This is a genomic window from Sorangiineae bacterium MSr11367 (genome assembly GCA_037157805.1).
Taxonomy (GTDB): Bacteria; Myxococcota_A; Polyangia; order Polyangiales; family Polyangiaceae; genus Pendulispora; species Pendulispora rubella.
The window spans coordinates 4660389-4686126 of record CP089983.1; the positions used below are offsets into that span (position 1 = coordinate 4660389).

Sequence of the window (25738 nt, forward strand, 5' to 3'; positions counted from 1 at the left end):
AATCGACCGTTGCCTTAGCGAACACTGAACTTGGGCGGGCGCCGTTCGAAGTAGGCCTCCACCGCGTCGGCGTGTTCCGCGGACGTCCACGTGGCCACGAAGCGGTTGCGCTCTTCGTCGCGGACCGCGCTCGGGTTCGTGCGGGCGGTGAGGAGCAGCGCCTTCATCGCGGCGACGGCTTGGCGTGAGCCTTGGGCGATGTCGCGTGCCCAGGCGAGGGCCACGGCCACGGAGGTGCCGTTGTCGCAGACCGTATCTACCAGGCCGAGGGCGCGTGCCTCCTCGGCGCCGAATTCCTGGCCCGTGAAGAGCGCGCGCGCAGCATTGCCGGAGCCGACGGCCGCGAGCACGCGCGGGACGGTGCCCCATGCGCTCGTGACGGCCATGCGCACCTGCTTGAACGAAAGGAGGGCGCGTTGCTCGGCGATGCGGATGTCGCATGCGAGCGCGATTTCCGCGCCGCCGCCGAACGCGACGCCCGGGATGGCCGCGAGCACGGGAATGGGCAAGCCCGCCATGCGGGCGCACAGATCCTCGCCCAGGCGCGCGAACCGCTCGGTGTCCTCGGGTGTCGTGATGCCCCGCACCTCGCGCAGATCGCCACCGGAGCAAAATGCGTCGCCCTCGCCGGTGAGGATGGCGGCGCGGAGGGTCTCGTCGCGGCCCGCCTCATCGATGGCGTCGGAGAGCTGCTGCAGGGTGGCCCGATTGACGGAATTGCGCGACTCGGGGCGGGCAATGGTCCAGAGGACGGCGCTACCGTGGCGCTCGATTTTCAGCATCGTCGCGGGTCCGTCACCCGCCGTTCGCAAAGTGAACGGGCTGCCGGATGCGGCGGTTGCGCCGCTCTTGCTCTAGCACCAGGTCCTTCTTCGCGGTGCGCTTGCTCTTCCGCATCACGAAGCGCTCGGCGTGCAAGATGATCGCGCCCGCGACGTCGACGCCGCTCGTGCGCTCGATGCCTTCCAGACCGGGGGAGCTGTTGATCTCCAGGATTTTCGGCCCGTCGCGCCCCTCGAGCATGTCGACGCCGGCGACCTCGAGGCCCATGACGCGAACCGCAGAAATGGCCGCCTGGCAGTAGCGCTTGTCGAGGTTGACGCGCACGCCGAGCCCGCCACGGTGCAGGTTCGAGCGAAATTCGCCCTGTTTGGCCTGGCGCCGCATGGCTGCGACGACACGCTGGCCCACGACGATGGCGCGGTAATCGCGGCCTTTCGACTCGGCGATGTACTCCTGCAAAATGATGTCTTGGCCCATCGCCCAGAGCGTTTCCAGCAGCGACGTGACCGCCTGGGGCGTCTCCGCGATCATGGTGCCGATGCCTTGGGCGCCCTGCTGCAGTTTCACGATGGCTGGAGCGCCGCCGATGAACTTCAATGCGAGGTCGACCGAGTCCGGCGTTTTCGCGCAAACGGTGCGGGGGACGTCGATATCCTTGCGCGTGAGGAGCTGCATCGCGCGGAGCTTGTCGCGCGAGCGGGCGATGGCCACGGCCGTGTTGAGCACGGGTACGCCCATCATGTCGAACTGCCGGACCACGGCGAGCCCATAGTTTGTGATCGACGCGCCAATGCGCGGAATCACCAGATCGGCACGGGGAACTGGGCGATCCCCGAGAAACATCGACGGCCGGCGGCGCGACACCACGATGTGAAAATCCAGTGGATCGGCGACGGTGACTTCGTGCCCGCGGGAGCGGGCTGCGAGAACCAGCCGGCTCGTCGAGTACAGCGTGGCATTGCGGGAGAGCACGAGAAAGCGCATCGGCGACCCGGAAGGTACGTAGGTCGCGCGGGTCGCGCAATGCCGATGCTCAAACTTGGAGACGGTTGCGACCTCCCCGGAAAAAACCAGGGCAAAAAGCGGGGTTAAACGGGGAAGGTCACCGCGAAAAAGAAGGGCAGCCTTCAGCGGCTGATGGCAACGGTCTCGGCTTGATGAGGGGCAGACGCGGCGCGGTCGCCACTCCGGTCTCGAGGTTGCGAGTAGAACTGGAGGAAGGCGATCACTGCGAGCGCCACCACTCGAATGACGACGTGTTGTCGGTGGCTCATGTCCAAGTGCAATGCACTACGCATGCCTTCGTGAGATTCACCCTCGCGACCGGTGAAATTCCCCCCTGCCGGGGTCGCGGGCTGTCGTTTTCCCGGTCGTCGTGTAGGCGCTCCTGACAACCGGGTCAGGGACGACACGGCAGCCGTGCGGCTCGTGCCACACAGCCCCCTGTGACGGCGGGACACATTTGCGTGGGACGCTTCCGTTGGTGGCGGCCGAATGGCGCCATCCTCCGCGGCCGGGATCGTCCCTTTTTGGAGGCCCGTTGGGGCCGTCAAGTCGCCGTTCCGTCACCTTCGCCTTGCTGGCCTTCGCACAAGGCCGTAGGACATTCGTGACATGCGTCAGGTGCAGCCGCAGCCCACGAAGCCGATGCAGATGCAGATGGAACGAACGACGACGGACGAAGAGTTGGACGAGCTGCCGCCGATGGACGGCGACTCCGACGACCCTTCCGAGCCGGAGATCGAGAGCTTGGACGATGCCGACGAGCTCGCATCGGAAGCGCAGGATGCCCTGGATCCGTTCGACGACTCGACGGGGGAGGCGGAGCCGGTCGAGGAGCTGGTGGAGGAAGAGCGATCGTGGCTCGCCGACGCCGAGCCGGCCGAGGGCGTCGAGCTGGGGGCCTTCGACTTCGAGGCCGACCTGCCCAGCATCCAGGACGGCGGCGGCAGCGCCATCGGTGACGACGAGGAACCGGGCGTGGACGGCGAGGATTTCGGCATCGAGGACAGCGGCGGCGCACCGGTGCTGCTCGACGGCGGCGAAGAGGGGCCCAGCGGGCCCGATGAAGAGCTGCGCGAGGCCGACTTGCCCGCGCTCGATGCCGACGAAGAAGGCGATCTCGACGATGCCCTGCTCGACGACGTGGCGCTGGACGACGATGCGCCGCTTCCCTGGGACCCGAGCCCCTGGGAGCGCGTGCCCGTCGATCACGAGCAGCCCTCGTTGGTGGCGGCGGAGCAAGACCTCGACGTGCAGGAAAAGCACGAAAAGACGCTTGCGGCCCTGGGGCTGACCAAGAAAGCCGCGGATTTGCGTGTGACCGCCGAGGCCGCGGCGAACGGCGACCGGTTGGTGGCACTGCTCTCGCGCATTGCAGGCCGCGCATGGCTCGTGCGGGTGACGTCTACCGGCCCGCGCATCGTGGCCGAGGTCGGCGGCGCGGCGTTCGGGGACGAGCCGGAGATCCTCGCCATCTCCTGGGACGAGGCCCGCGGCGTGGCCTGGGTGAGCGGCCCCTTTGGCCTGCTCGCGTTTCAACCCGCCGAGCGCCACCTGACGTAAAGTAAGCGGGACACATGGCGATCATCGTTCAGAAGTACGGCGGGTCTTCCGTCGCGGACGTCGCGAAAATCGGACAGGTTGCGGACAAGGTCGTTGCCGCCAGATCGGCAGGGCACGACGTGGTGGTCGTCGTCAGCGCCATGGGCAAGACGACGGACGAGCTTCTGGCGCTGGCCCGAACCGTCCGCCCGCCGGACGACTCGGTGTTCGATCCCCCGCGGCGCGAGCTCGACATGCTCGTCTCCACCGGCGAGCGCGTCTCCATGGCGCTGCTCTCGATCGCGATCCACGCCCGCGGCATGGATGCGGTGAGCTTCACCGGCAGCCAATGCGGCATCATGACCAACGACCGGCACTTCGACGCGCGCATCATCGAAGTGCGCCCGCACCGCATCGAGGACGAACTGGCGCGCGGCCGGGTCGTCATCGTGGCCGGCTACCAGGGCATGAGCTACAAGCGCGAGATCACCACGTTGGGCCGCGGTGGTTCGGACACCACGGCGGTGGCGCTGGCCGCCGCGCTGGGGGCGGAGCGCTGTGAGATCTACAGCGACGTGGATGGTGTCTACTCGGCCGACCCGCGGGTCGTGACGGAGCCGAAGCATTTGCCGGAGATCGATCTGGCGACGTTGCAGCAGATGGCCGAGAGCGGCGCCAAGGTGCTCAACGCGCAAGCCGTCGAGTGGGCACGCCGTGCGAAGATCGCCATTTACGCAAGAAAGACCACCGATCCGCATTTTTGGACGATGCGCGCGCTCGCCCAGGGCGTGCGCGAAACGGTGGCGCACGAAGAGGGCACCTCGCGCGTGCGCGCCGTGGTGGGGCTCGATCGCGTGGTGCTTGCGCGCTCCGACGACACCTTGCGGAACTTCGCCGACCTGGTGGGCAAGATGCTTCTGCCGGCCGTCGATTTGACATGGAGCAAGAAGGGCGCAACGGCGGTCATCCCGCTGCTCAACGTGCCCGATTGGGATCGCGCCCGGAAAAAGCTGGTCGCGTCCGGGGTCGAAATCGATTCGGGCCACGCGTTGGTCAGCATCGTGGGCGCCGATCTGGGTACGGCCGCGCTGCCGCGCTTCATGGACGCCTTGGAATCGATGAAGACCACGCCGTACACGCTCGTGGCCTCACCGCTCCGCATCAGTGCGACCATTCCGGGCGGCGCCCTCGGCCCCGCGCAGCGCGCATTGCATGCCGCGTTCGTCGACCCTACGGCATAGCGCACCATGATCGACCTTCACTATTGGCCAACCCCCAATGGCCACAAGATCACGATGTTCCTCGAGGAAACCGGTGTCCCTTACCGCCTCATCGGGGTGAACATCGGCACCGGCGACCAGTTCAAGCCCGAGTTCCTCAAGATCGCGCCGAACAACCGCATGCCCGCCATCGTCGATCACGAGCCGGCCGGACCTGCGCGTGGGGGCGCGCCCGTCAGCGTCTTCGAGTCGGGGGCCATCCTGGTGTACTTGGCGGAGAAGACTGGGCGCTTCCTCCCGGCGGACGTGCGCGCGCGCGTGGACGCCCTGCAGTGGCTCTTCTGGCAGGTGGGCGGGCTCGGTCCCATGGCGGGGCAGAACCATCACTTCGTGCAGTACGCACCGGAAAAGCTGAAGTACGCCATGGACCGTTACGTCAACGAGACGAACCGACTCTATGGCGTGTTGAACAAGCGCCTCGCCGATCGCGAGTTCGTCGCGGGCGACTACTCCATCGCGGACATGGCGAGCTACCCATGGATCGTGCCCCACGAGAAGCAGCAGCAGAATCTCGACGAGTTCCCGCATTTGAAGCGCTGGTTCCACGCCATCAAGCAGCGCCCCGCCACCGTGCGCGCCTATGAGAAGGGCAAGAGCGTGCGCCCCGACGGCCCGCCGGCGATGAGCGAGGCCGAGCGAAAGGTCCTCTTTGGCCAGACCGCGGCCAATGTCAAATAGCTAACCGCCGCGACGCGCGACGCGCGCAATGGTCGTGCGCGTTTGCGCCGGTGCCGGTGGTGCGGTGACGGGATCGATGGGGTGGACCATGATCTGTAGGGCTCGGATCATGGTCTTCGCTTCGGTGGCGAGCGCGTTGTCTTCGCGGGCGGAGGCGAGCACGTAAAGGCGTCGCCATACGGCCAGCTGCGCCAACAGGCGACCGTCCTCGCCATACCAGCGTGCGAGCTCGCGCAGTGCGCGCGGGTTGTCCTCTTTGCTCGCGTACGCTTCCAGATCGACCGCAGCCTCCGGGCTCCTGCCGATGCTGCGACGCGCCCGCGCGCGCCCGAGCAACGCCGCGTGCAAGTCGGGCACGTGTTCCAGACTCATCGAGTAGACGCGTTCTGCTTCGCGCGCGTCGCCGAGACGCAGGCGCAATGCGGCAAGGCCGAGGTACGCATCGCGACACGTCGGATCGATGGCCAGGGCCTCCGTGTAGAGCCGCAGCGCTTTTTGCTCTTCGGCAGCAGCCTCTTGGGCCTGCGCTTCGCGCACGAGCTCTTCAGCGGCCGACGTGATCCCCGCTCCATGATCCGCGTGCGCGACCCGCGCCATCGTGGCGCTCATGGAGCAGGCCAACGCGATGCACATGGCCATCGTCAATCGCGTAACGCGGTGCACCTGTTTCACGATGCTCACGCGGACAGTGTAGCGCCGCTCTCCGTATTCCCAACCTTTCACGGAGTTATGTTGTCTCGGCCTACAGCGGCGTGGCTAGTGCGAACTGGATACATGAGATCGCGATCAGCCATCAGGATACTCGGAGCCATTCATGCCCGTACGCGCATCCCGCGTTGGGTTCTTTCCGTCGGAGCATTCTCGGCTGCGGCCGCGCCCATCTTGTATGAGGCGCCCGCGTATGCCCAGCAAGGCGCGGCGGTTCTTACCGGAAAGGTCGTCGATGCTTCGACGAAGAAAGGGGTCAAGGACGCGGTCGTCACCGTGACGTCTCCCGCCCTCCAGGGCGAGCAGATCGTCACGACGGACAACACCGGCACCTACCGCATCCCGTCGCTGCCGCCGGGCGTGTACACGCTGAACCTCGACAAAGAGGGATTCCGCGCATACCAGCGCGCCGACATTCAGCTTCGTGCGGACGCGACCATCCGTCTCGACGCGGACCTGCTCCCCGAAGGCCTGAAGGCCGAAGAGGTGGTCATCGTCGCGCATTCGCCCACCGTCGACATCGGCTCGACGACCAGCGGTGCCAACATCAACAGCGACTTCACCTCCCGCATCCCGGTCACCAACCCGGGCGCACGCGGCGGTGCGCAGCGCAGCTTCGAGTCCGTGGCCGAGGCCACGCCGGGCGCGAGTGCCGACCTTTACGGCACGTCGATCAACGGAACGACCTCGCCCGAGAACTCGTACGTCATCGACGGCTTGCGCACGAACAGCTCCAAGTACGGCGTCAACGGTTCTCCGTTGTCCATCGAGTTCGTCAAAGAGGTGAACGTGCTCTCCGGCGGCTACATGCCGGAGTACGGCCGCTCCACGGGCGGTATCCTCAACGTCGTCACCAAGTCGGGCTCCAACGAGTACCACGGCTCTGTCTGGGCGAACTGGACGCCGGGCTCGCTCGAGGGCGCGCGCAAGTATCCCTTCTTCTCGGGTACCTCGATCCAGACGCGCCGCTCGCTGGGCGACGTCTACGACGTGGGCTTCGACCAGAGCGGTCCGATCATCAAGGACAAGCTTTGGTACTACGTGGGATTCGGTATCTCGCGCGCGGTCTACAACTTGGATCGTAGCTATTTCCAGTACACCCCCGACGCGACGACGGGCACGCCCACCAATCCGGTAGAGATCCCGGGCACGACGCAACGATTCAAGGCGACGTCGACCTCGTACCAGCTTTTTGCCAAGCTCGATTACGCCATCAATCAGAACAACAAATTGGCCCTCAGCTTTGCGGCCACGCCGACGTTCTCGGGCGGCGGAGGGGACTACTCGGTCGATCCGCAGACGGGGCACGTCGAGGGTGCGGTCACCGAATTGAACCTCGCGGGTGAATACGGTGCCCTTGCGCATACCCGCAATTCCGGAGCGTACGACACCATTTTGAAGTGGACGTCGCAGTTCGACAACAAGTCGAAGACTGTGGAGACCACGGTGGGCTGGCACCACGAAAACGGTGGAAGCCTCCCCGGTGACGGATTCGGGGTCGGCAGCGGCTACGGGTACGGCTCGCTCACGGGCATCTCGTACACGCGAAGCCCCTCGCTGCACGGTTTGGAGGACTTCGGAAGCGCGCCGGCCAGCTGCACGCGCGTACCGTTTGGAACGGGAACGCGTCCCACGTGCCCGTTGCAGACGTACCGCGCCGGCGGTCCCGGCTTCATCGACGATCAGGTGCTCGATTCGTATTCGGCCAAGAGCGTGCTCACGATTTTGGCGCAGGCGGCCGGTCACCACGTCATCAAGGCCGGTGCGGAGTTCGAGCTCTCCTCGTCATGGAATAGCCGTGCCCAATCGGGCGGCCGCTTCCTGCAAGAGTCGTCGAGCGGCAATTCGTTCAGCATCACCTCGGGGTACGGTTATCTGCAGGGGCCGGACAATCCGGTGCTCCTCGATCGATTGGTTACCCGCTCGAACTCGGTCAACATCGGCGGGTTCATCCAAGATAGCTGGTCGATCATGGACAAGATCACACTCAACGTGGGTCTTCGTTACGACAACCAGTTCATGTTCGGCACCGACGGGAAGCTGTTCATGTCCTTCCCGAACCAGCTTTCGCCGCGTGTCGGTTTGATCTTCGACCCGACGCAGAACGGCCGCTCGAAGCTCTACGCGAGCTACGCGCGGTTCTACGAAAGCATGCCGCTGAACATCCTGGACCGCGGAACCGGTGAGTCGTCGGTTCTCGGGGCCATCAACGGCAGGGCGGGAGGGTGCAATCCGCGCGATACGTCTCAGGCCAACACCGGAGTGTGCCGCACGCCGATCAACAATGGCGCCACGGGGCAGGGGATTCCCGATCGGCAATACTCCCCGTATGCCGGTGGCAAGACGGTCATCGATCCGGATCTCAGCCCGCAGTCGATGAGCGAGTTCTCGGCCGGTGGCGAGTACGAAGTCATCAAGAACGGTCGCTTCGGGTTCGGGTACGTGCGGCGATGGATGAACAACATCGTCGAGGACATGAGCAACGACGAGGGCGCGACCTTCTTCATCGGCAACCCCGGCAAGGGCATCGCCAGCGGCTTCCCCGAGGCCAAGCGCAACTACGACGCCGGCACGTTCTACTTCATGAAGAACTTCGCCGATCAGTGGCTCGCGCAAGTGAGCTACACGCTCTCGTGGCTGCGCGGAAACATCGCCGGTCTGTACAAGTCGGAGACGGGGCAGCTCGATCCGAACTCCAACTCGACGTTCGACCTCAAGTCGCTGCTCGTCAACCAGAACGGCGACCTGCCGGGTGACCACCGCCACTCGTTCAAGGTCTACGTGGCGAAGGACGTCACCATCACCAAGCAGTCGACGGCGCAACTCGGCGCATCGTTCAACGCACAGTCGGGTGGCCCCACCAACTACTTGGGTGCGCACAACCTCTACGGTGCGGACGAGGTTTACATCCTGCCGCGAGGGAGCGGAGAGCGCCTGCCGTGGAACGCGAACGTCGGCACCCACGTCGGGTACGGATGGAAGTTCGAAAATGGCATGTCGCTCGGCGTGACCATGGACATCTTCAACCTGCTCAACTTCCAAGGCGCCCTGAGCACCGATCAGCGTTACACGCGCAGCCGCGTTTCGCCGATTGAAGGCGGCAGCACCGCGGACCTGAGCAAACTGCAGGCTGCGCCTGGTTTCCCCGCGTACAGCTCGGACCAGAAGAATCCCAACTTCGGGAATCCGAATCTGTATCAGGAGCCCCGCCAATTCCGGTTTGGGATTCGCGGTAGCTTCTAGTTCGATATGCGCCTCACACCGGCGCGTTCTGCGCAAGTGTGAGGCGCGCCCCGAGTTCCTAGGGGACGGGGCAGGAGTGGCCGCAAAAGTCCGGTGCGTCGACCGCATCGGACTTTTGGCATTTCTTTCGTCGTGTTTCCGAGAGCTTCGGGTGTGCGGTGCACCAACCCGACATCTCCCAACGCGCCAAGGGCGGTCAGGTACTGGTGGGGCAGTTGCCCACCTAAGCTCCACGAGTGCGTCAGAACCTTAGCGCTTATCGATGCAAAATTACATCGTAGAGCGATTTTCGTAGGTTATGAGGGGGGTTAGTTACCTAACGCCCCACCTGCGCACCGCATCATGCGTCGAAGCTCCCAGATTTATTCCGCGCCCCGCTAGTTTTTCTTGCCGAACGCACCCGTAACGTGGTGATTGCGGGCTGGACTCATTTCACGAGACGCACCCAACCGGCCCAGAGGCCCGGGCGGGGGCACGGGATCTAAGGGAGCACGATGAGACTGCGAGCTTTTCGACCCAATTTGGCTCTTTCCGTCGCCGCGATGGCCGCGACAATCGTCGTGGTCGCGCCTGCGCAAGCGCAGCAGGGTGCGGCGGTACTTACCGGCAAGGTCGTTGATGCTGCTTCGAAGAAAGGAGTCGTGGATGTCGTCGTCACTGTGACGTCGCCCGCGCTCCAGGGCGAGCAGATCGTCACCACCGACAAGACTGGAACTTACCGGATTCCGTCTCTCGCGCCAGGTGTTTACACCTTACATCTCGATAAAGAAGGCTTCCGCGCCTATCAGCGCGATCAGATCCAGCTTCGTGCAGACGCAACCATTCGTCTCGATGCCGATCTGCTGCCGGAAGGCTTGAAGGCCGAAGAGGTGGTCATCGTCGCTCACGCACCGACGGTCGACGTCGGTTCGACGGCAGGTGGCGCGAACCTCAATAACGACTTCACCTCGCGTATCCCGATTACGAACCCCGGTGCACGCGGCGGTGCGCAGCGCAGCTTCGAGTCCATTGCCGAAGCCGCCCCCGGCGCGAGCGCGGACCTTTACGGTACGTCGATCAACGGAACGACGTCACCGGAGAACTCGTACGTCATCGACGGTCTGCGTTCGAACAGCTCCAAGTACGGAACCAACGGTTCGCCGCTGTCGGTCGAATTCGTGAAAGAGGTCAACGTCCTCACCAGCGGCTACATGCCGGAGTACGGGCGTTCGACGGGCGGTATCCTCAACGTCGTCACCAAGTCGGGTTCGAACGAGTACCACGGCAGCGTGTGGGCGAATTGGACGCCCGGCGCGCTCGAGGGCGGACGCAAGTATCCCTACTTCCAGGGCACGGCCATTCAGACGCGCCGCAAGCTCGGCAACATCTGGGACGTGGGTTTCGATCAGAGCGGTCCGATCATGAAGGACAAGCTTTGGTACTACGTCGGCTTCGGTGTTTCCCGTGGTGAGTACAAGCTCGAGCGCACCATCGAGCAAAGCTTCTACGACGCGGACGGCAACCGCACCGGCACGGCGTACATTCCCGGTACGCTCCAAGAGTTCAAGGCGGTATCGACGTCGTATCAGCTTTTCGGAAAACTCGATTACCGCATCAATCAGGACAACAAACTGGCATTGACGTTTGCCGGGACGCCGACGATGTCCGGCGGCGGCGGCGATTTCGCGGTCAATCCCCAGACGGGCACGGTCGAGAGCAGCATCGCCTCCGAATACAATCTATCCGGTACCTACGGCGCCATGGCGAGCAGCCGTCGCTCGGGTGCGTACGATACGATTCTGAAGTGGACGTCCGAGTTCGACAACAAGTCGAAGAACCTCGAGACGACCATCGGCTGGCACCACGAGCTCGGTGGCACCCTGCCTGCCGACGGATTCAACGTGGGAAGTGGCCTCGGACTCGCCGCGCAGCCGGGCGTCACGTTCCGGCAAAATAGCCCGTTCTTCCACGGGCTCAATCAATTCGAGAACGTGCCCGGGTGCACGGGCGGCGGTTTCGGGGCTAGCTCCACGCGTTCGAATTGCCCGGTGACCCAGTACAACAGCGGCAGCTACGGCTTCATCGACCAGCAGGTGCTCGACAGCTTGGCGGCGAAGAGCATTTTGACCATCCTCGCCAACGGCCTCGGTCACCACGTCATCAAGGGAGGCGTCGAGTTCGAGTGGGCGTCGTCCTGGAGCAGCCGCGGCTACACCGGCTCGCGTACGTTGCGTGAGTCCACCCTTGGAACGAACTTCACGTCGAATCGCGGTTACGCCTACCTGACGCAGCCCGATCAGGCCGTGACCGTCGATAGGCTCGTCACGCGGTCGAACAACATCAATATCGGTGGGTTTATCCAGGATAGCTGGCAGATCATGGATAAGGTCACGTTGAACGCGGGCTTCCGCTTCGACAACCAGTTCCTGTACGGCACCGACGGAAAGCTCTTCATGGCTTTCCCGGGCATGTTCTCGCCGCGCATTGGTGTCATCTTCGATCCGACGCAGAACGGCCGCTCCAAGCTGTTTGCGAGCTACTCGAAGTTCTACCAGAGCGTGCCGCTCAACATCGGCGACCGCGGAACGGGTGAATCGCAGCTGAATTACAACGTGCGAAATAACGCGTGCAATCCGCTCGACGCGCAGCAAGCGAGCGTGGGTGTCGGTTGCCGCAACCCGCGATCGTACAATGCCGTCGGCGGTGCATTCGGCGGCAATGTCCCCGATCGCAGGTACCTCCCGGCCGGTGCCGGCAAGACGCTCATCGATCCCGATCTCAGCCCGCAGTCGATGAGCGAATTCAGCGCCGGCGGTGAGTACGAGGTCATCAAGAACGGCCGCTTCGGTATGTCGTACGTGCGCCGCTGGATGAACAACATCGTCGAGGACATGAGCAACGACGAGGGCGCAACGTACTTCGTCGGAAACCCCGGGAAGGGCATTGCCAAAGGCTTCCCCGAGGCCGAGCGTAACTACGACGCCGGCACCGTCTACTTCATGAAGACGTTTGCCGATCAGTGGCTCGCCCAAGTCAGCTACACGCTCTCCTGGCTGCGCGGCAACATCGCGGGTCTGTACAAGCCCGAGAGCGGCCAGCTCGATCCGAACTCCAACTCGTCGTTCGACTTGCGCTCCCTGCTCGCCAACCAGACGGGTGACCTGCCCGGCGACAGCCGCCACCAGATCAAGGTCTACGGAGCGAAAGACATCAACGTCAACAAGCAGTCGCAGCTCCAGATCGGTGCGTCGTTCTCCGCGAAGTCCGGCGGTCCGACCAACGTTCTTGGCTCGCACCTTCTGTACGGCGCGGACGAAGTCTACATCCTGCCGCGTGGATCCGGCGATCGCCTTCCCTGGAACGCCAACGTGGGTACCCACCTCGGGTACAACTGGCGCTTCGAGAACGGGATGTCGCTCGGGTTCACGATGGACATCTTCAACTTGCTCAACTTCCAGGGTGAGCTGTTCCGGAGCGAGCGTTACACCGCCTCCGAGGTTGCTCCGATTCCGGGCGGTACCAAGGCGGATCTTCCCAGCAAGGTCACGTCGCCGACGGGCACGCCGATCGAAGCCTCGGAAGTGAATCCGAACTTCGGAAACGCGACCCGTTACCAAGAGCCCCGTCAGTTCCGTTTTGGTATTCGAGGCAGCTTTTGACGATAGCGCCGTACGCCACCACGCGGCGCTGTAGTTGACCAGGCCCGCACCCGTCCTTTCTGGAGGGGTGCGGGTGTCTTTCTTTTGAACGCGTAAGGGAGCACGATGAAACTGCGATCTTTCCGACGTCATCTTCCTCAGTTCACCGCCCTCGCCGCGTTGACTGCCACCGTCGTGGTGGTGGCTCCCGCACGAGCGCAGCAAGGCGCAGCCGTCCTTACGGGCAAGGTCGTCGACGCCTCCAGCAAGAAGGGCGTCGTGGACGTCGTCGTGACGGTGACGTCGCCGGCCCTTCAAGGCGAGCAAATCGTCACCACGGACAAAACGGGTACGTACCGCATCCCGTCGCTTCCGCCCGGCGTCTACACGCTGCACCTCGATAAAGAAGGATTCCGCGCCTACGAGCGCAAAGAGATTCAGCTCCGCGCCGACGCGACGATCCGTCTCGACGCGGATCTTCTGCCGGAAGGCCTCCAGGCCGACGTCGTCGTCATCACCGCGCACACGCCGACGGTCGACGTTGGGTCGACCACGACGGGTTCCAACATCGACGCCGAATTCGCATCACGCGTCCCTGTGACCAACCCGGGCGCCCGCGGCGGTGCGCAGCGTACGTTCGAATCGGTCGCGGAGGCCGCCCCCGGCGCCACGGCGGATCGTTACGGTACGTCGATCATGGGCACGACATCGCCCGAGAACTCGTACGTCATCGACGGCATGCGCACGAACAGCTCGCGCTATGGCTTGAACGGCTCGCCGCTGTCGATCGAGTTCGTGAAGGAAGTGAACGTCCTCTCGGGCGGTTACATGCCGGAGTACGGAAAGGCGACGGGCGGTATCCTCAACGTCGTCACCAAGTCGGGTTCGAACGAGTACCACGGCAACGTCTGGGCGAACTGGACCCCGGGTTCCCTCGAGGGAGCGCGCAAGTATCCGCTCTTCCAGGGTACGACGTTCCAGACGCGCCGCTCGTTGGGCAACGTGTACGACGTGGGCTTCGACCAGAGCGGTCCGATCGTCAAGGACAAGCTCTGGTACTACGTGGGCTTCGGCGTCTCGCGTGCGATCTACAATTTGGATCGCAGCCTGTATCAATACAAAGCCGGCATCAATCCGGATACTGGCGCCGTTGATCCGTATGCAGGCGTAGAGATCCCCGGAACGACGCAGCAGTACAAGGCGACGGCGACGTCGTATCAGATCTTCGCGAAACTCGATTATCGGATCAATCAAGACAACAAACTTGCATTGAGCTTTGCGGCAACGCCGACGACATCGGGTGGCGGAGGGGATTTCTCGGTCAGCCCGAGCTCGGGTCAGGTCGAGGGCGCGTTGCAAGAGCTCAATCTCGACGGAACGTACAGCCGGCTCGCGCACGTGCGGCGCTCGGGCGCGTACGACACGATTTTGAAGTGGACGTCGGAGTTCGACAACAAGTCGAAGAACATCGAGACCATCATCGGATGGCACCACGAGCTGGGTGGCACGCTGCCGGCCGACGGTTTCGGCGTGGCGAGTGGTTATGGCTACTCGGCGCTGCCCTCCGCCACGATGCGGCGGAACAATCCGAATTATCACGACGTCTCGGAGTTCGAACGTGTGCCGGCAGGCGCATGCGGATACACCACGCTCGCCGATGGCAAGAAGCAGCAAGCCAACTGCCCCGTCGTCCAGTACCGCGGCGGTGGTCCCGGCTTCATCGATCAGCAGGTCCTCGACAGCTATGCCCTCAAGAGCGTGCTCACCGTGCTCGCGCAAGGCGCTGGCCACCACGTCATCAAGGCGGGCGTGGAGCTCGAATTGGCGACGTCCTGGGCGAGCCGCGGCAGCACGGGGGGACGCACCTTCACCGAATCGACCAACGGGCGTCGCTTCGATACGGGCGGTAGCTACGGCTATCTGACGGCGCCGGACACCCCGGTTCTGTTCGACCGGCTGACCACGCGCTCGCACTCGTTCAGCGTCGGCGGCTTCATTCAAGATAGCTGGTCGATCATGGACAAGGTGACGCTGAACGTCGGTCTTCGTTACGACAATCAGTTCTTGTTCAGCACCGACGGGAAGCTCTTCATGAGCTTGCCGAATCAGATCTCGCCGCGCGTGGGCCTCATCTACGACCCCTTCCAGAATGGGCGCTCGAAGATCTTCGTCAGCTACGCCAAGTTCTATCAGAGCGTGCCGCTCAACCTGATGGACCGCGGCGTCGAGCCGCGCGCGGAGAAGTCCATCGATACGCCGCAGTGCAATGCGCTCAACCCGTCGCAAGCCACGACGGGTTGCATGAACAACACCAAGGTGTGGCCCGCCGTTGGCGGCCGTCAGGGTGGTACCAATACGCCGGATCGCTCGTTCGCCCCGTATGGCGGCGGCAAGACCGTCGTCGATCCGGATCTCATTCCGCAGTCGATGAGCGAGTTGAGCGGCGGTGGCGAGTACGAAATCGTCAAGAACGGCCGCATCGGTATGTCGTACGTGCGCCGCTGGATGAACAACGTCATCGAGGACATGAGCAACGACGAGTCGGCGACGTTCTTCATCGGCAATCCGGGGAAGGGGATTGCGAAGGGCTTCCCCGAGGCCGAGCGTAACTACGACGCCGGCACCGTCTACTTCATGAAGACGTTCGCCGACAGCTGGCTCGCGCAAGTGAGCTACACCCTGTCCTGGCTGCGCGGAAACATCGCCGGCCTCTACAAGCCGGACACCGGCCAGCTCGATCCGAATGCGAACTCGACGTTCGACTTGAAGTCGATCCTGGTCAATCAGACCGGCGACCTTCCCGGCGACCGTCGCCACTCGATCAAGCTGTACGCGGCCAAGGACTTCAGCATCACCAAGGAGTCTCATCTCGACATCGGCGGTTCGATCCAGGTGCGTTCGGGCGGCCCGACGAACGTCCTCGGTGCCCACCCGCTCTACGGCGCCGACGAGGTGTACATCCTGCCGCGCGGCACCGGCGATCGCCTGCCGTGGAACGGGAACTTCGGCACGCACGTGGGCTACGGCTGGCGCTTCGAAAACGGGATGTCGCTGCAGTTTACCTGCGACATCTTCAATCTGTTGAATCTCCAGGGCGGCCTCAGCACGGACGAGCGCTACACCCGCAACGAGGTCTACGCCGTACCCGGTGGCTCGAAGGCCGACCTTACGAACGGCAACGTGAAGCAGGTCACCGGCGGTGCGCTGCCGGCGAATGGAGTCAACCCGAACTTCGGGAACACGAACCTGTACCAAGAACCGCGGCAGTTCCGCTTCGGCATCCGCGGCAGCTTCTAGAAACGGAACAAACGAAGACGTGGCATGTCACACGTGACATGCCCCGTGCGTTCTGTAAGGTCGAAAGAAGGCCTCGAAACTCGCGTTTCGAGGCCTTATATTTTGCAGATCCACGCTTCACTGGGGAGGCATCCGACTTGCTGGATTGGCAACCGTGAACACATCAGGGCAGGAGTCTCGACCGACAACGTCGAAACAACCGGGCGAGGAGCGCCCGGCGCTGACGTCGCAAGTTCGGCAACGTACCGCCTCGCGGGACAGCGCACCGCCGGAGGCGCGTCAGTCTGTGCCACCTGCTGCGGAGTCGCGACAAGACGAGCGTGCCCCGCAGGCCGAACCCACCGCGACGCCCTTGCGGCTGCCGTATTTCGGCCTGGCCTTTATCGGTGGGATACTGGGAGGCGCCGTCGGTGGAGGGGCGATGCTCCTGGAGACGCACATCGCCACATCGGACGGCGCTCCGTGGATCCGGGTCATCGCGATCCTATCGGTGGCCTTCGGGGCCGTGCTCGTCCTTCTCACGGGCCTCTGGCTGATTCACCGCGCCCTGCACCGTCCCGCCGACTGACGGCGGCGGGCATTCGAGGCGAGCAGCCCCTTCGCTCACCGCCCGCACCGTGCGGCTCCGTGGCTCGTGCCCCCAGCGCTGGAATACGTAGCCGTACTGCTCGCACGCCTCGCGTTTGCGAGCCGCTTTGGCGAGGGCATCGCCGTACCACGCGTGCGCGTGGACACTGTAGAGCGCCTTGGCGAAGAGGCAGGAGTTCGAGGCGCGATGAAGGGAGACGAGTGCCTTGTCGACATCACCGGCAAGAAGGTACATGTGCCCGACGTCGCTCGTGGCAAAGAGATCCACGTGTTCGGCGTCGAGAATCGGGCTCGCCGAAGGGCGATGGGAAATGGCGAACTGGGCGTCCTCCGCATCTCGGACGGTCTGCACGTAGGCATCGATCCATCGCAAATCGGGCGAGTAGAAGCCCCCGCGCGCGAACCCTTGCTCGTTCGGGACCTGTTGGCGATGCGCCTCGTCGCGGCTGATGAGGCCCGTGAAGTAGAGCGCCCGCGTCCTCTCGGCCGGCATGTACCAGCTCTCGTTGGGTAACCAGGTTTGCGACGCGTCGACCGCAGCACGTGCGGCCGCCTTGGCCGCGTCGATGCGTCCCAATTCCAGGTCCAGATCGATTCGATAGGCGAATGGGAGCCAGCGAAGGGCGCCGTCGGCCGTCGTCAAGGCCGCCTTGTCCCACGTGTCGAGAACCCGATAGGCAACGTCGAACTGCCCATCTTGGATCGCGAGGTTGTATTCATCCCAGCAGCGAGCGACGTCGTCGCGCGGGGAAACGAGGCGGGACCATCGTTCTTCGAGGATGGCCCGAACGGCGGCCGTGCGATGGCTGCGTCCAAACTCCGCCCGCGCCAAATATCGATAGCCTTCCGGTGAGGCGTGATCGACTGCGATCAGCCGTCGCGCGGCCGCGGCGGAGTTGTCGCAATTTCCTTCGTTGGCTTCGAGTTGTGCCAGGCGAATGAGGCAATCCACGCCGCCTTGCGGTTGGCTTGCGATGCATTCCTGGAGCGATTGGCGGGCGCCGTCGACGTCATCTTGGACGATCGAGGCCCGCGAGCGATACGAGAGCGCGATCGCCCCCGGGACGCGATCGACGAAGGAGAGAAGATCGGTGGCATCCCGGGTACGCACCGCATGGGCGCCGCGCACCAGCCACGGGAGCTCCTCGGAGGGGAATTGCGTGGTCAGCGCGGCGAGTTTCTTGGTCGCCGACGGCATGTCCGGTGGCTCCAGCATGACCGGCTCCAGGGCCTCGAGCAGCCCTGCCTGCACGGCGGACAATCGACGACGGAGCGATTGGGCCTCGGTGAAATGCGTCCGCACCTCCGGATCGACCCATTCCGACACGGCCGCAAAGTACAGGTGCGCTTCCGCGAGGCCCGGATCGAGTCGCGCCGCCTCGGCGAACTTGCTGCGCGCATTGTCGGTGGAGGCGTCTCGCCAAAGTTGCAAACCTGCTTCCAGAGCGATGGCCGCCTCCCGCTGCCTGGGCGGGCCGCCCTCAGCCGTCGCGCTGGGGGTGGCGGCTGGTGTCGCCGGCGCTGCGAGAAACCGAGCCGCCGTGCCTCCAAGGAGGAGGGCCGACGCGGCGAGAGCCGCGCCGACCCACGGCAGCCGCGCGCGTCTCGTAGACCGCACGGAAGGAGTTCTCGCCCCGAGGCGAGGGTGCGGCTGCGCCGAATCGGCGACCGCGGTCCGCGCCTTGAGGGGGGCCGGCGGGAGAGTCGTCGCGTCATGGACCTGAGGGGGCGATTCGACATCCGGTACGGCGAGACCCGGCAGGCCGGAGGGGGATGTGCCGAACACCGTTTGGCAGGCGAGGGCGAGCTGCTGCTGCATCGTCGAGGCATCTGGCCAGCGCTCTCGTTTTTCGAATGCGAGCGCGCGATCGACGACCTCACGGATGACAGGTGGAACGCCCGGCGCGACCGAGGCCAGCGCACGAGCGGGTACCGTGGCAGCCCGCACGAGAACTTCACCCGAGGATTCGGCCTCGTGCACATGTTGGCCGCTCAGCAACGTGAACATGGTCGCGCCGACGGCCCATAGATCCGTTTGTCCGTCCACGTGACGAACGCGCCCCAGCGCTTGCTCTGGCGCCATGAAGGCAGGAGTTCCCATCGCCTGTTCGGAGCGCGTGATGGACGCCGAATCGTCGTTTTCGAAGAACCGTGCGATTCCGAAGTCGAACACGCGAACATCGCCGCTCGCGGTGATGAAGAGGTTGTCGGGCTTGATGTCCCGATGAACGATCTTCAGCGCGTGCGCTGCCTGAAGCGTATCGAGCAACGCGTGCGCGATGGCGATGACCTCTTCGACCGGGAGCCGCTTGTCCGCTTGGCGTGCGGCGCGCGCGCGTACCGTTTCACCGAGGAGAAGCGGCATGACGAGGAACGTCGCGCCATCGTCCGCAACGTCATCGTCGATGATGGGCACCACCCCCGGGTGCTGGATCCGATTGGCAATGAGCGCCTCACGCCGGAATCGACGCTCCACATCGGGCACATCGGAGAGCCGCTCGTGCAGCACCTTGATGGCAACGGTATGGCCATTGCGGTGGACTCCCGCATACACCGCAGAAGTGCCACCAATGCCGATCAGATGAGAGATGCGGTAGCGCTCGCAGAAGAACGCCCCGATCCGCCGCAGCGCGCGGGTGGCGGCAGGGTTGTTCTGCGGCTCGGGCATGTCCGACGCTGGACGATGCCAGGATGGGGCGCCCTGTCAAGCTCGCCCCGTGACGCGTTCACTTCGTCGTACCGATGCTGCGCGGCGAGACTTCGGCACAGCCAAGTCGAAGCGCACCTTCCCGCGCGGCATTCGCCGAGCGACTCCGAGGTTCACGTCCCCACCGCTGGAGAACGTACGCGTATTCATGGCAGGCTTCGAGCCTCTGGCCATTCTTGGCGAGTGCATGGCCATACCATGCGTGGGCTTGCACGCTATGGAGGGCGCGCACGTACAAGCACGAGTTCGCGGCGCGATGTAACCACTCCAAAGCTCTGTCGAGACGGCCCGCGTAAAGGTGGATCCGGCCGATCTCGGCATCGACGAAGAAGTCGCGGAATGCCGCATCGAGGAGTGGGCGCTCGTCGGGTAACTTGGAGAGCGCGAAACGGGCGTCTTCGACGTCTCGAATGCTCAGCGCATAAGATTCGATCCATCGCACCCCCGCCGGGGCATAGAATCCACCTCGCGCGGCAATGCCCTCTGCGTCCCGAGCCTGGAGGCGGCGGAATTCGTCACGACCGATCTGCGCCGTGAAGTACAGAGCACGCGATCTCTCGGTGGGCATATCCCAGGTGTCTTCGGGCAACCACGTCTGCGAAGCGGCGATGAAAGCGCGTGCTGTGTGTCGTGCAGCCTCGAGCTCACCGAGCTCGAGGTCGAGGTCGAGCCGGCTCGTGAAAGGGTACGCTCGAACCCACGCGTTGGCGGAGACCGTAGCCGCTTTCTCCCAGGCGTCGAGGGCCGCATAGGCCTGCGGGAAAGCACCGTCTTCGATGGCCAAATCGAACTCGTCCCCCTGGTGTTCGATTTCACGGCGCGGCTCGGGGATGCTTGAGCGAGGTGCGTGCGCACCTCAGGGTCGAACCGGTCCAACGCTGCGGCAAAATAGAGGTGCGCTTCGGCGAGGCCGGGGTCGAGCTGAATCGCAGTGGCGAATTTCTCGCGTGCAGGGCCCGTGGAAGCATCCATCCAGAGTTGAAGACCACTCTCGAGCGCGGCCTTGGCTTCGACCTGCGGCGCGCTCCGGATCGTCGTGGCGAAGTCCTGGTCGACATGGGCGTCGGACGGACGAAGGCAACGGGCAGGCCACGTCGTCGTCGAGAATCGGGACTGCAGCCGGGTGCTGGATGCGGTTGGCGATGAGCGCTTCCCGGCGAAAGCGACGTTCGACGTCAGGTAGGTCGCAGAGTCGTTCGTGCAGCACCTTGATGGCAACGCTACTGCCGTTGCGATGAACTCCCGCGTAGACCGCCGACGTCCCACCCATACCGATGAGGCGAGTGAGCCGATAGCGCTCGCAAAAGAATACCCCGATGCGCCGCAACGCGCGTGCCGCGCCAGGATTGTTCTGCGGCTCGGACATGACCGGACGCGGACGATGCCAGGCCGATGAGGCGTGTCAAGGGCTACCTCATCGGCGACGGCGTCTCAGTCCTGGCGACGGATGAACCGAGTCTGTTCCAGGAGTCCCAGGAGATCCTGCGCTTCGTGGAGCTCGAGACCCGAGGCTGCTTTTTGGACCTGCCGAGCGTCGAAGGCGCCGCCTGTTGCGAGTGCGTTGATCCACTGGCAACCACGGACGAAGACCATGCTCATATCGAGGCGGCTGACCGTCGAGCGATGGTACTCGTACGACGTAATCTCGATTTGTGCCGTGTCGGTTTGGGGATCGAGCGAGCCGATTCCGAAACCAGCCTGGCCAGACCGTACGAAACGCGTTGTCGCATCGACGTTTCGTGATTCGGTAGCTCGTTGCACGAGATCGTGCGCATCGAGTCGCGACGTAGCCTCGCGCAAACGGCTGCAGGCGACCATCGCGCGCTCGATGGCACCGGGATCTTCGGGCTTCAGATCGTAAGCTGGCTCTCGCCACCACTGCTCGCGGGCGAGCTCGTTCTTCAGCATCGACAATAGAATTTCTGCCCGACTGGGTGACGCAATTTGAATATGAAGGGACAGCGAATCCTCGTCGGAGAACGTGTCGTGCCAGTAGCCGCGAGGCATATGGAGAATACCGCCCTTTTCAAGCGTGTACGAGGTGGCATTCTCGGGCATTTCGGTCGGTGGTAGCCCGTCGGCGTATTGCCGCAATTCGGGCGCCAATGGATGGAGGGTTGCCCAGTTGCGAAGTGGGGCGGGGGCGAACTCGTTTGGAGCGATTCGCCAGGTTTTCCGGCCTCGAAGTTGGATCGAAAAGATGTCTGCCGTGTCGAAGTGGGCACGGGTCCTAGCACTCGGGCGATTGCAAAATAGCGTGCACTCGACCGAGCTCGGTGGAACGCCGAAGTGTTTCGCGACTTCGCGCTCCTGTGCTCCAAACTCGAGGATGCCGCGGAAGTAGAGTGTCGTGCCGGCCTCGTAGAGCCGTCGACCCGCAACCGCTGGAACGATGGCAGCCGTTTGGCTGCCATCGAGCTTTTGAAACCACGCATAAACTTTCGCGCCACGGAGCCTAAGTAGGTCGTCGATCGATCCAAGCGCGAGATCCTTGACGAGACGGTCGGCGAGTTCCGGCCGCGGCGGCAACACAACGAGTTGCTGCCCCAAGACTTTGCGGCGGAACTCGGCCAAGTCTAGGGGGGCGAACCACTCCTCGAGGCCTAGAAGCTGTGAACCCATGGCTATCCTTCTCGAAATTGTTCATATAGGAGTGGGAAGCACTCCCGAAACTTCACTTGGGATTGCGTCGAATTCAAACGACGTAGCAGTGCGCAAAAGAAGAGTGCGCAAACCTATCGATACGAGAATTGGACCTTCGATGAGGAGCGAGGGTTCTCACTCGTCGTGGGAGGCGTCTTCCTCACCCTCGTCATTGTCCTCTGGGCCTTCCTCGCGGCGGTCGGCGTTGTTGACGACGAGCTGTTTCACCCGGTTTGGATCGGTGGCGTAGGTCTTGACCGACACGAGTTTGAGTGTCCTCGAGCCGTTCCCAGCCAGCGTGCCTCGTTCGCTCGGCGAGCTCGTTAGTTCGTCGGTGTGGTGCTTCGGTTGGTTGCTCACTTGATTACTCCTGTTCCTTCATGTCCTGGTCGAATGTTCGAGACCCCCGGACAACCGAGCCGGATTGCAGATTCGCGGGCAGCATTCGCGGAGCGGCTCCGCGGTTCCTTGCCCCACCGTTCGAGCACGAAGGCGTACTCGTTGCAGGCTTCTGCCTTTTGCCCCTTCTTGGCGAGGGCGTCTCCATAAAACGCATGCGCTTGGACGCCATCGATGGACTTCCAGAATTGGCATGTCTTCGTTGCGCGAGTGAGTTCGGCGATGGCGGTATCCACCTGGCCCGCGAGCAAATAAGCCCGCCCGATCTGTGCGTCGACATTGACTTCACGTGATTCCGCGTCGAGGACTGGAGCTCCTTGCGGTCGATTGGCGACGGCGAGCTCCGCATCTTCCGGGGTCACGATGGTTTCCACGTACAGGGCGAGCCACCTTATCCCAGCGCTCGCGAACACACCCCCGCGGGCGATTTCCGAAGCTTCGTCGGCAGTGCGCCTCTGAAGGAACGCTGCGTGATCGATCAGCCCCGTGCGGTACATTGCTCGAGTCGTTTCCATCGCTTGGTCGTAATAGTCGTGTCGCAGCCAAGTTGGCGACGCTTCGATGAAGCTGCGCGCGACCTGCTGGGCGACCTCCGTGCGGCCAAGTTCCAAGTCGAGGTCTAGTCGAGTCAGAAAGGGCCGCGCTCGTTGCGAGGAATCGACGGATTTGAACGCCGCTTTTTCCCATCCGTCGAGCGCAACATAGGCGCCTTGGAAATTGCCGTCGAGGACTGCGAGAAAGAACTCATCGCGTTGTCGTTCCAATTCGCGGGAAGCTTCCGAGACGCGCGCCCACTTCTCCTCCAGCACCGCGCGCACAGCGCTCGTACGGTGCGTCAGCCCGAATTCTGCGCGCGCGAGCGACGTATAACCGTCCGGCGATTCATGATCGACGGTGATGAGCTTTTTCGCGGAGAGCGCTGATTGTTCGCAAGCACCCTCGTTGCTTTCGAGTCGAGCTCGTGAAATGAGGCAATCGACGGCGCCGTACGGTGCTTCACGAGTGCACGAATCCAAAGCGGTTCGCGCGGCGGCCAAATTTCCGCGGTGCAATTCGGCACGGGCGCGAAACAAGAAGCCGATGGCGCCAGGGATCCGGTCTGCGATCGTCAAAAGGTGATCCGGATTCCTCGTGTGAACATCGTGGCTGCCTCGGAGGGTCCAAAGCGTCCACTCCTTGGGGAACTGCTTCGTGAGCTCGTCGAGTCGGCGCGCCGTGAGATCGTAATCCGGAGGTTCCGCCATCGAGGGTTCGAGCGCATCGAGAAGGCCTACTTGCGCCGCGGAAAGCCGGCCACGCAGTGGCTGCGCGTCCGCGAAGTGACTGCGCGCGTCATGGTCGAACCAGTCGGAGGCGGCAACGAAGTACAAATGCGCCGCCGCGAGACCGGGGTCCCGCTGGGCAGCTTCGGCGAATTTCTTTCGAGCGGCCTTGCTCGATGCGTTTTTCCAGAGCTGAAGGCCCGCCTCGAGTGCCGCCTGGGCGGCTGGGTCCGTCGAAGCGATGGCACCTCCGAGCGACGCCGTAAGCCCCGTCCCGTCGCCGATGCCGCCGCACTTGCGCATCGCACCTGCGCCTGTCAGTCCGGCAAGCCCGATCAGCACCGCCCAGGTCGCAGCCGTCACGAGCCAACCGCGGCGGCGGCCGACGACGGCGTCCTCCGCGTTCAACGGTTCAACGCGTGGCGAGACGATGCCTCGGTTCGAGCGACCCGACCCCGTGTCATGGACCACCGGGTGCACGTCGCCGTCGGCGGCATGCGGGCCGGAACCGTTGTCGCCCGTATCGAGCGTGGCGCCGTTCGTGACGTTTCTTCGCCCCGATCCCACCTCGCGCGCCCGTGGATCCGACCCCTCGAGCGCGGTCACCCCCACGGAATCGGGCGGCAGGTCCGGTGAGGGGCCTCCTCGGGGCGTTTCCGCACGCGGCGTCCGAGGCGTCTCGGCGCGTGGCGTCCTTCGGGCGGGGCCCGAGCGCAGGTCCGGCGCGGGCTCCAGCTCGGTCACGTCGCCGCTTGCGGCTTCGGCGGCGGCTTTGGCGGTGAATTCGGCGATGATGCGCTCGCGGACGCGGGAGGCGATGGGGTCGCACTTTTCGCCGAGGGATTCCTCCAGGGCGAGGCACAAGGCTTCGCGCATGCACAATGCGGAGGGCCATCGATCGAGGGCTTCGAATTGAAGGGCCTTGTCGATGAATTGCACGATGGACGGCGGCAGGTCTGGCAGGACCTTGGCGATGGATCGCGCGTGTTGCGTGGCGGCGGCGGCGAGTTGCGCGCCGCTGTGCTCTGCGAGGTGGACGGTTTCGCCCGACAACAGGGCGAACATGGTTGCGCCGACGGCCCACAAGTCGCTGTGCGGGCCAATGCCGGCACGGTTGCCCAAGGCTTGCTCGGGCGGCATGAAGGCGGGGGTGCCAATGAAGCGCCCCGTCATCGTCAACGTGGACTCGGTGCCTGCGCGGCGCGCGATTCCAAAGTCGAGCACACGCACCTGCGCCGCCGTATTGACGAACAGGTTCTCTGGCTTGATGTCGCGATGAACGACACCTTTGGCATGTGCGGTTGCGAGCACGTCGAGGAGGTCTGCAATGAGCACGCCGACTTCGGCCAGGGGCAGCTTTTTATTGGAACGCTCCCAGCGCGCCCGCAGTGTCTCGCCCTCGATGAGCGGCATGATGAGGAAGACGCACCCGTCGATATCTTCGTCATCGTCCAAAACTTGGACGGCACCCGGGTGGCCGACGCGATTGGCGACGTACGCTTCGCGGCTGAATAGGTGATACATGTCCGAATCGTCCAGCAGGTGATCAAGAAGGAACTTGATCGCCACCCGGTGGCCATTTCGGTGGGTCGCTGCATAGACCGCGGCGGTGCCGCCGATTCCTAGCAGCCGGTCAATGCGATACTTTCCCTGGACGGTGGTTCCGACACGCGCCAACGCACGTTCGGAAACGGATTGGCGCGTAAACGGCGCTGGCATTTGCTTTTCTTCCCCGCAAGGATTCTGGGCCAGCTCGCATCATGGGGGGCTCGTTTTTACCCTGTCAAGGATCTAGTTTTCCCTCCGCATGAAATATTCCTCTCCTGGCACATCCTCGTAGTGCTGGCGCTGCATCCCGCCATGGCAGCTCGGGTGCCGCGCACGGGGAAACCATGGATGTCCGTTCGCGGCAGACGCTGGGCCGGGCAGGGGGCGCGGCGTTGCACGTTGCAACGATGATGTCGCGTATTGCGACACGCTGCGACGTTG

At 64.0% G+C, this 25738-nt stretch carries 15 protein-coding genes; 7 read left to right on the forward strand and 8 right to left on the reverse strand.

Features of this window, described 5'->3' with window-relative positions:
• Window positions 1–14 precede the first annotated feature (14 nt).
• Complete coding sequence (locus LVJ94_18700; GenBank protein WXB09252.1) at window positions 15–782, reverse strand: enoyl-CoA hydratase/isomerase family protein; 768 nt, start codon at window positions 780–782, stop codon at window positions 15–17.
• A 13-nt stretch (window positions 783–795) separates the two neighbouring features.
• Complete coding sequence (locus LVJ94_18705; GenBank protein WXB09253.1) at window positions 796–1767, reverse strand: RimK family alpha-L-glutamate ligase; 972 nt, start codon at window positions 1765–1767, stop codon at window positions 796–798.
• A 630-nt stretch (window positions 1768–2397) separates the two neighbouring features.
• On the opposite strand from LVJ94_18705, the gene LVJ94_18710 reads away from it, so the two are divergent.
• From LVJ94_18710 to LVJ94_18720, 3 genes are read left to right on the forward strand one after another with little or no spacing between them, the layout of a single operon-like run.
• Window positions 2398–3348 (forward strand): hypothetical protein, encoded by a 951-nt coding sequence (locus LVJ94_18710; GenBank protein WXB09254.1) that lies wholly within the window; start codon window positions 2398–2400, stop codon window positions 3346–3348.
• Window positions 3349–3362: 14 nt separating this feature from the next.
• Window positions 3363–4568 carry an aspartate kinase gene (locus LVJ94_18715; GenBank protein WXB09255.1) on the forward strand — a complete coding sequence of 402 codons (1206 nt, stop codon included), beginning with the start codon at window positions 3363–3365 and terminating at the stop codon, window positions 4566–4568.
• 6 nt (window positions 4569–4574) lie between these two features.
• Window positions 4575–5285, forward strand: coding sequence for a glutathione binding-like protein (locus LVJ94_18720; GenBank protein WXB09256.1), 711 nt, complete (start codon window positions 4575–4577; stop codon window positions 5283–5285).
• Here LVJ94_18720 and LVJ94_18725 read toward each other — a convergent pair whose 3' ends face one another.
• The gene (locus LVJ94_18725) at window positions 5286–5966 is read right to left on the reverse strand and encodes a tetratricopeptide repeat protein (protein ID WXB09257.1); all 681 of its coding nucleotides are present in this window, start codon (window positions 5964–5966) and stop codon (window positions 5286–5288) included.
• A gap of 93 nt (window positions 5967–6059) precedes the next feature.
• On the opposite strand from LVJ94_18725, the gene LVJ94_18730 reads away from it, so the two are divergent.
• The 4 genes from LVJ94_18730 to LVJ94_18745 all read left to right on the forward strand — a co-directional run bounded on the left by LVJ94_18730 (window position 6060) and on the right by LVJ94_18745 (window position 16718).
• Window positions 6060–9236: a TonB-dependent receptor gene (locus LVJ94_18730; protein WXB09258.1), complete on the forward strand. Its 3177-nt coding sequence runs from the start codon at window positions 6060–6062 to the stop codon at window positions 9234–9236.
• A 494-nt stretch (window positions 9237–9730) separates the two neighbouring features.
• Complete coding sequence (locus tag LVJ94_18735; protein WXB09259.1) at window positions 9731–12874, forward strand: TonB-dependent receptor; 3144 nt, start codon at window positions 9731–9733, stop codon at window positions 12872–12874.
• A 105-nt stretch (window positions 12875–12979) separates the two neighbouring features.
• Window positions 12980–16150, forward strand: a complete 3171-nt coding sequence (locus LVJ94_18740; protein WXB09260.1) for a TonB-dependent receptor — start codon at window positions 12980–12982, stop codon at window positions 16148–16150.
• Window positions 16151–16304: 154 nt separating this feature from the next.
• Entirely contained in the window at window positions 16305–16718 is a 414-nt protein-coding gene (locus tag LVJ94_18745) for a hypothetical protein (protein ID WXB09261.1), read from the forward strand.
• On the opposite strand, the gene LVJ94_18750 is transcribed toward LVJ94_18745, so the two are convergent.
• From LVJ94_18750 to LVJ94_18770, 5 genes are all read right to left on the reverse strand, one after another.
• Complete coding sequence (locus LVJ94_18750) at window positions 16635–19406, reverse strand: serine/threonine protein kinase (GenBank protein ID WXB09262.1); 2772 nt, start codon at window positions 19404–19406, stop codon at window positions 16635–16637. The two genes, LVJ94_18745 and LVJ94_18750, sit on opposite strands and share 84 nt — an antisense overlap.
• A gap of 58 nt (window positions 19407–19464) precedes the next feature.
• Window positions 19465–20229: a hypothetical protein gene (locus tag LVJ94_18755; protein ID WXB09263.1), complete on the reverse strand. Its 765-nt coding sequence runs from the start codon at window positions 20227–20229 to the stop codon at window positions 19465–19467.
• Between the two features lie 647 nt (window positions 20230–20876).
• The gene (locus LVJ94_18760; protein ID WXB09264.1) at window positions 20877–22067 is read right to left on the reverse strand and encodes a hypothetical protein; all 1191 of its coding nucleotides are present in this window, start codon (window positions 22065–22067) and stop codon (window positions 20877–20879) included.
• Window positions 22068–22223: 156 nt separating this feature from the next.
• Window positions 22224–22448: a hypothetical protein gene (locus tag LVJ94_18765; GenBank protein ID WXB09265.1), complete on the reverse strand. Its 225-nt coding sequence runs from the start codon at window positions 22446–22448 to the stop codon at window positions 22224–22226.
• Window positions 22445–25468: a serine/threonine protein kinase gene (locus LVJ94_18770; GenBank protein WXB09266.1), complete on the reverse strand. Its 3024-nt coding sequence runs from the start codon at window positions 25466–25468 to the stop codon at window positions 22445–22447. Before LVJ94_18770 ends, LVJ94_18765 begins: the two co-directional genes overlap by 4 nt.
• Between the last annotated feature and the right edge of the window lie 270 nt (window positions 25469–25738).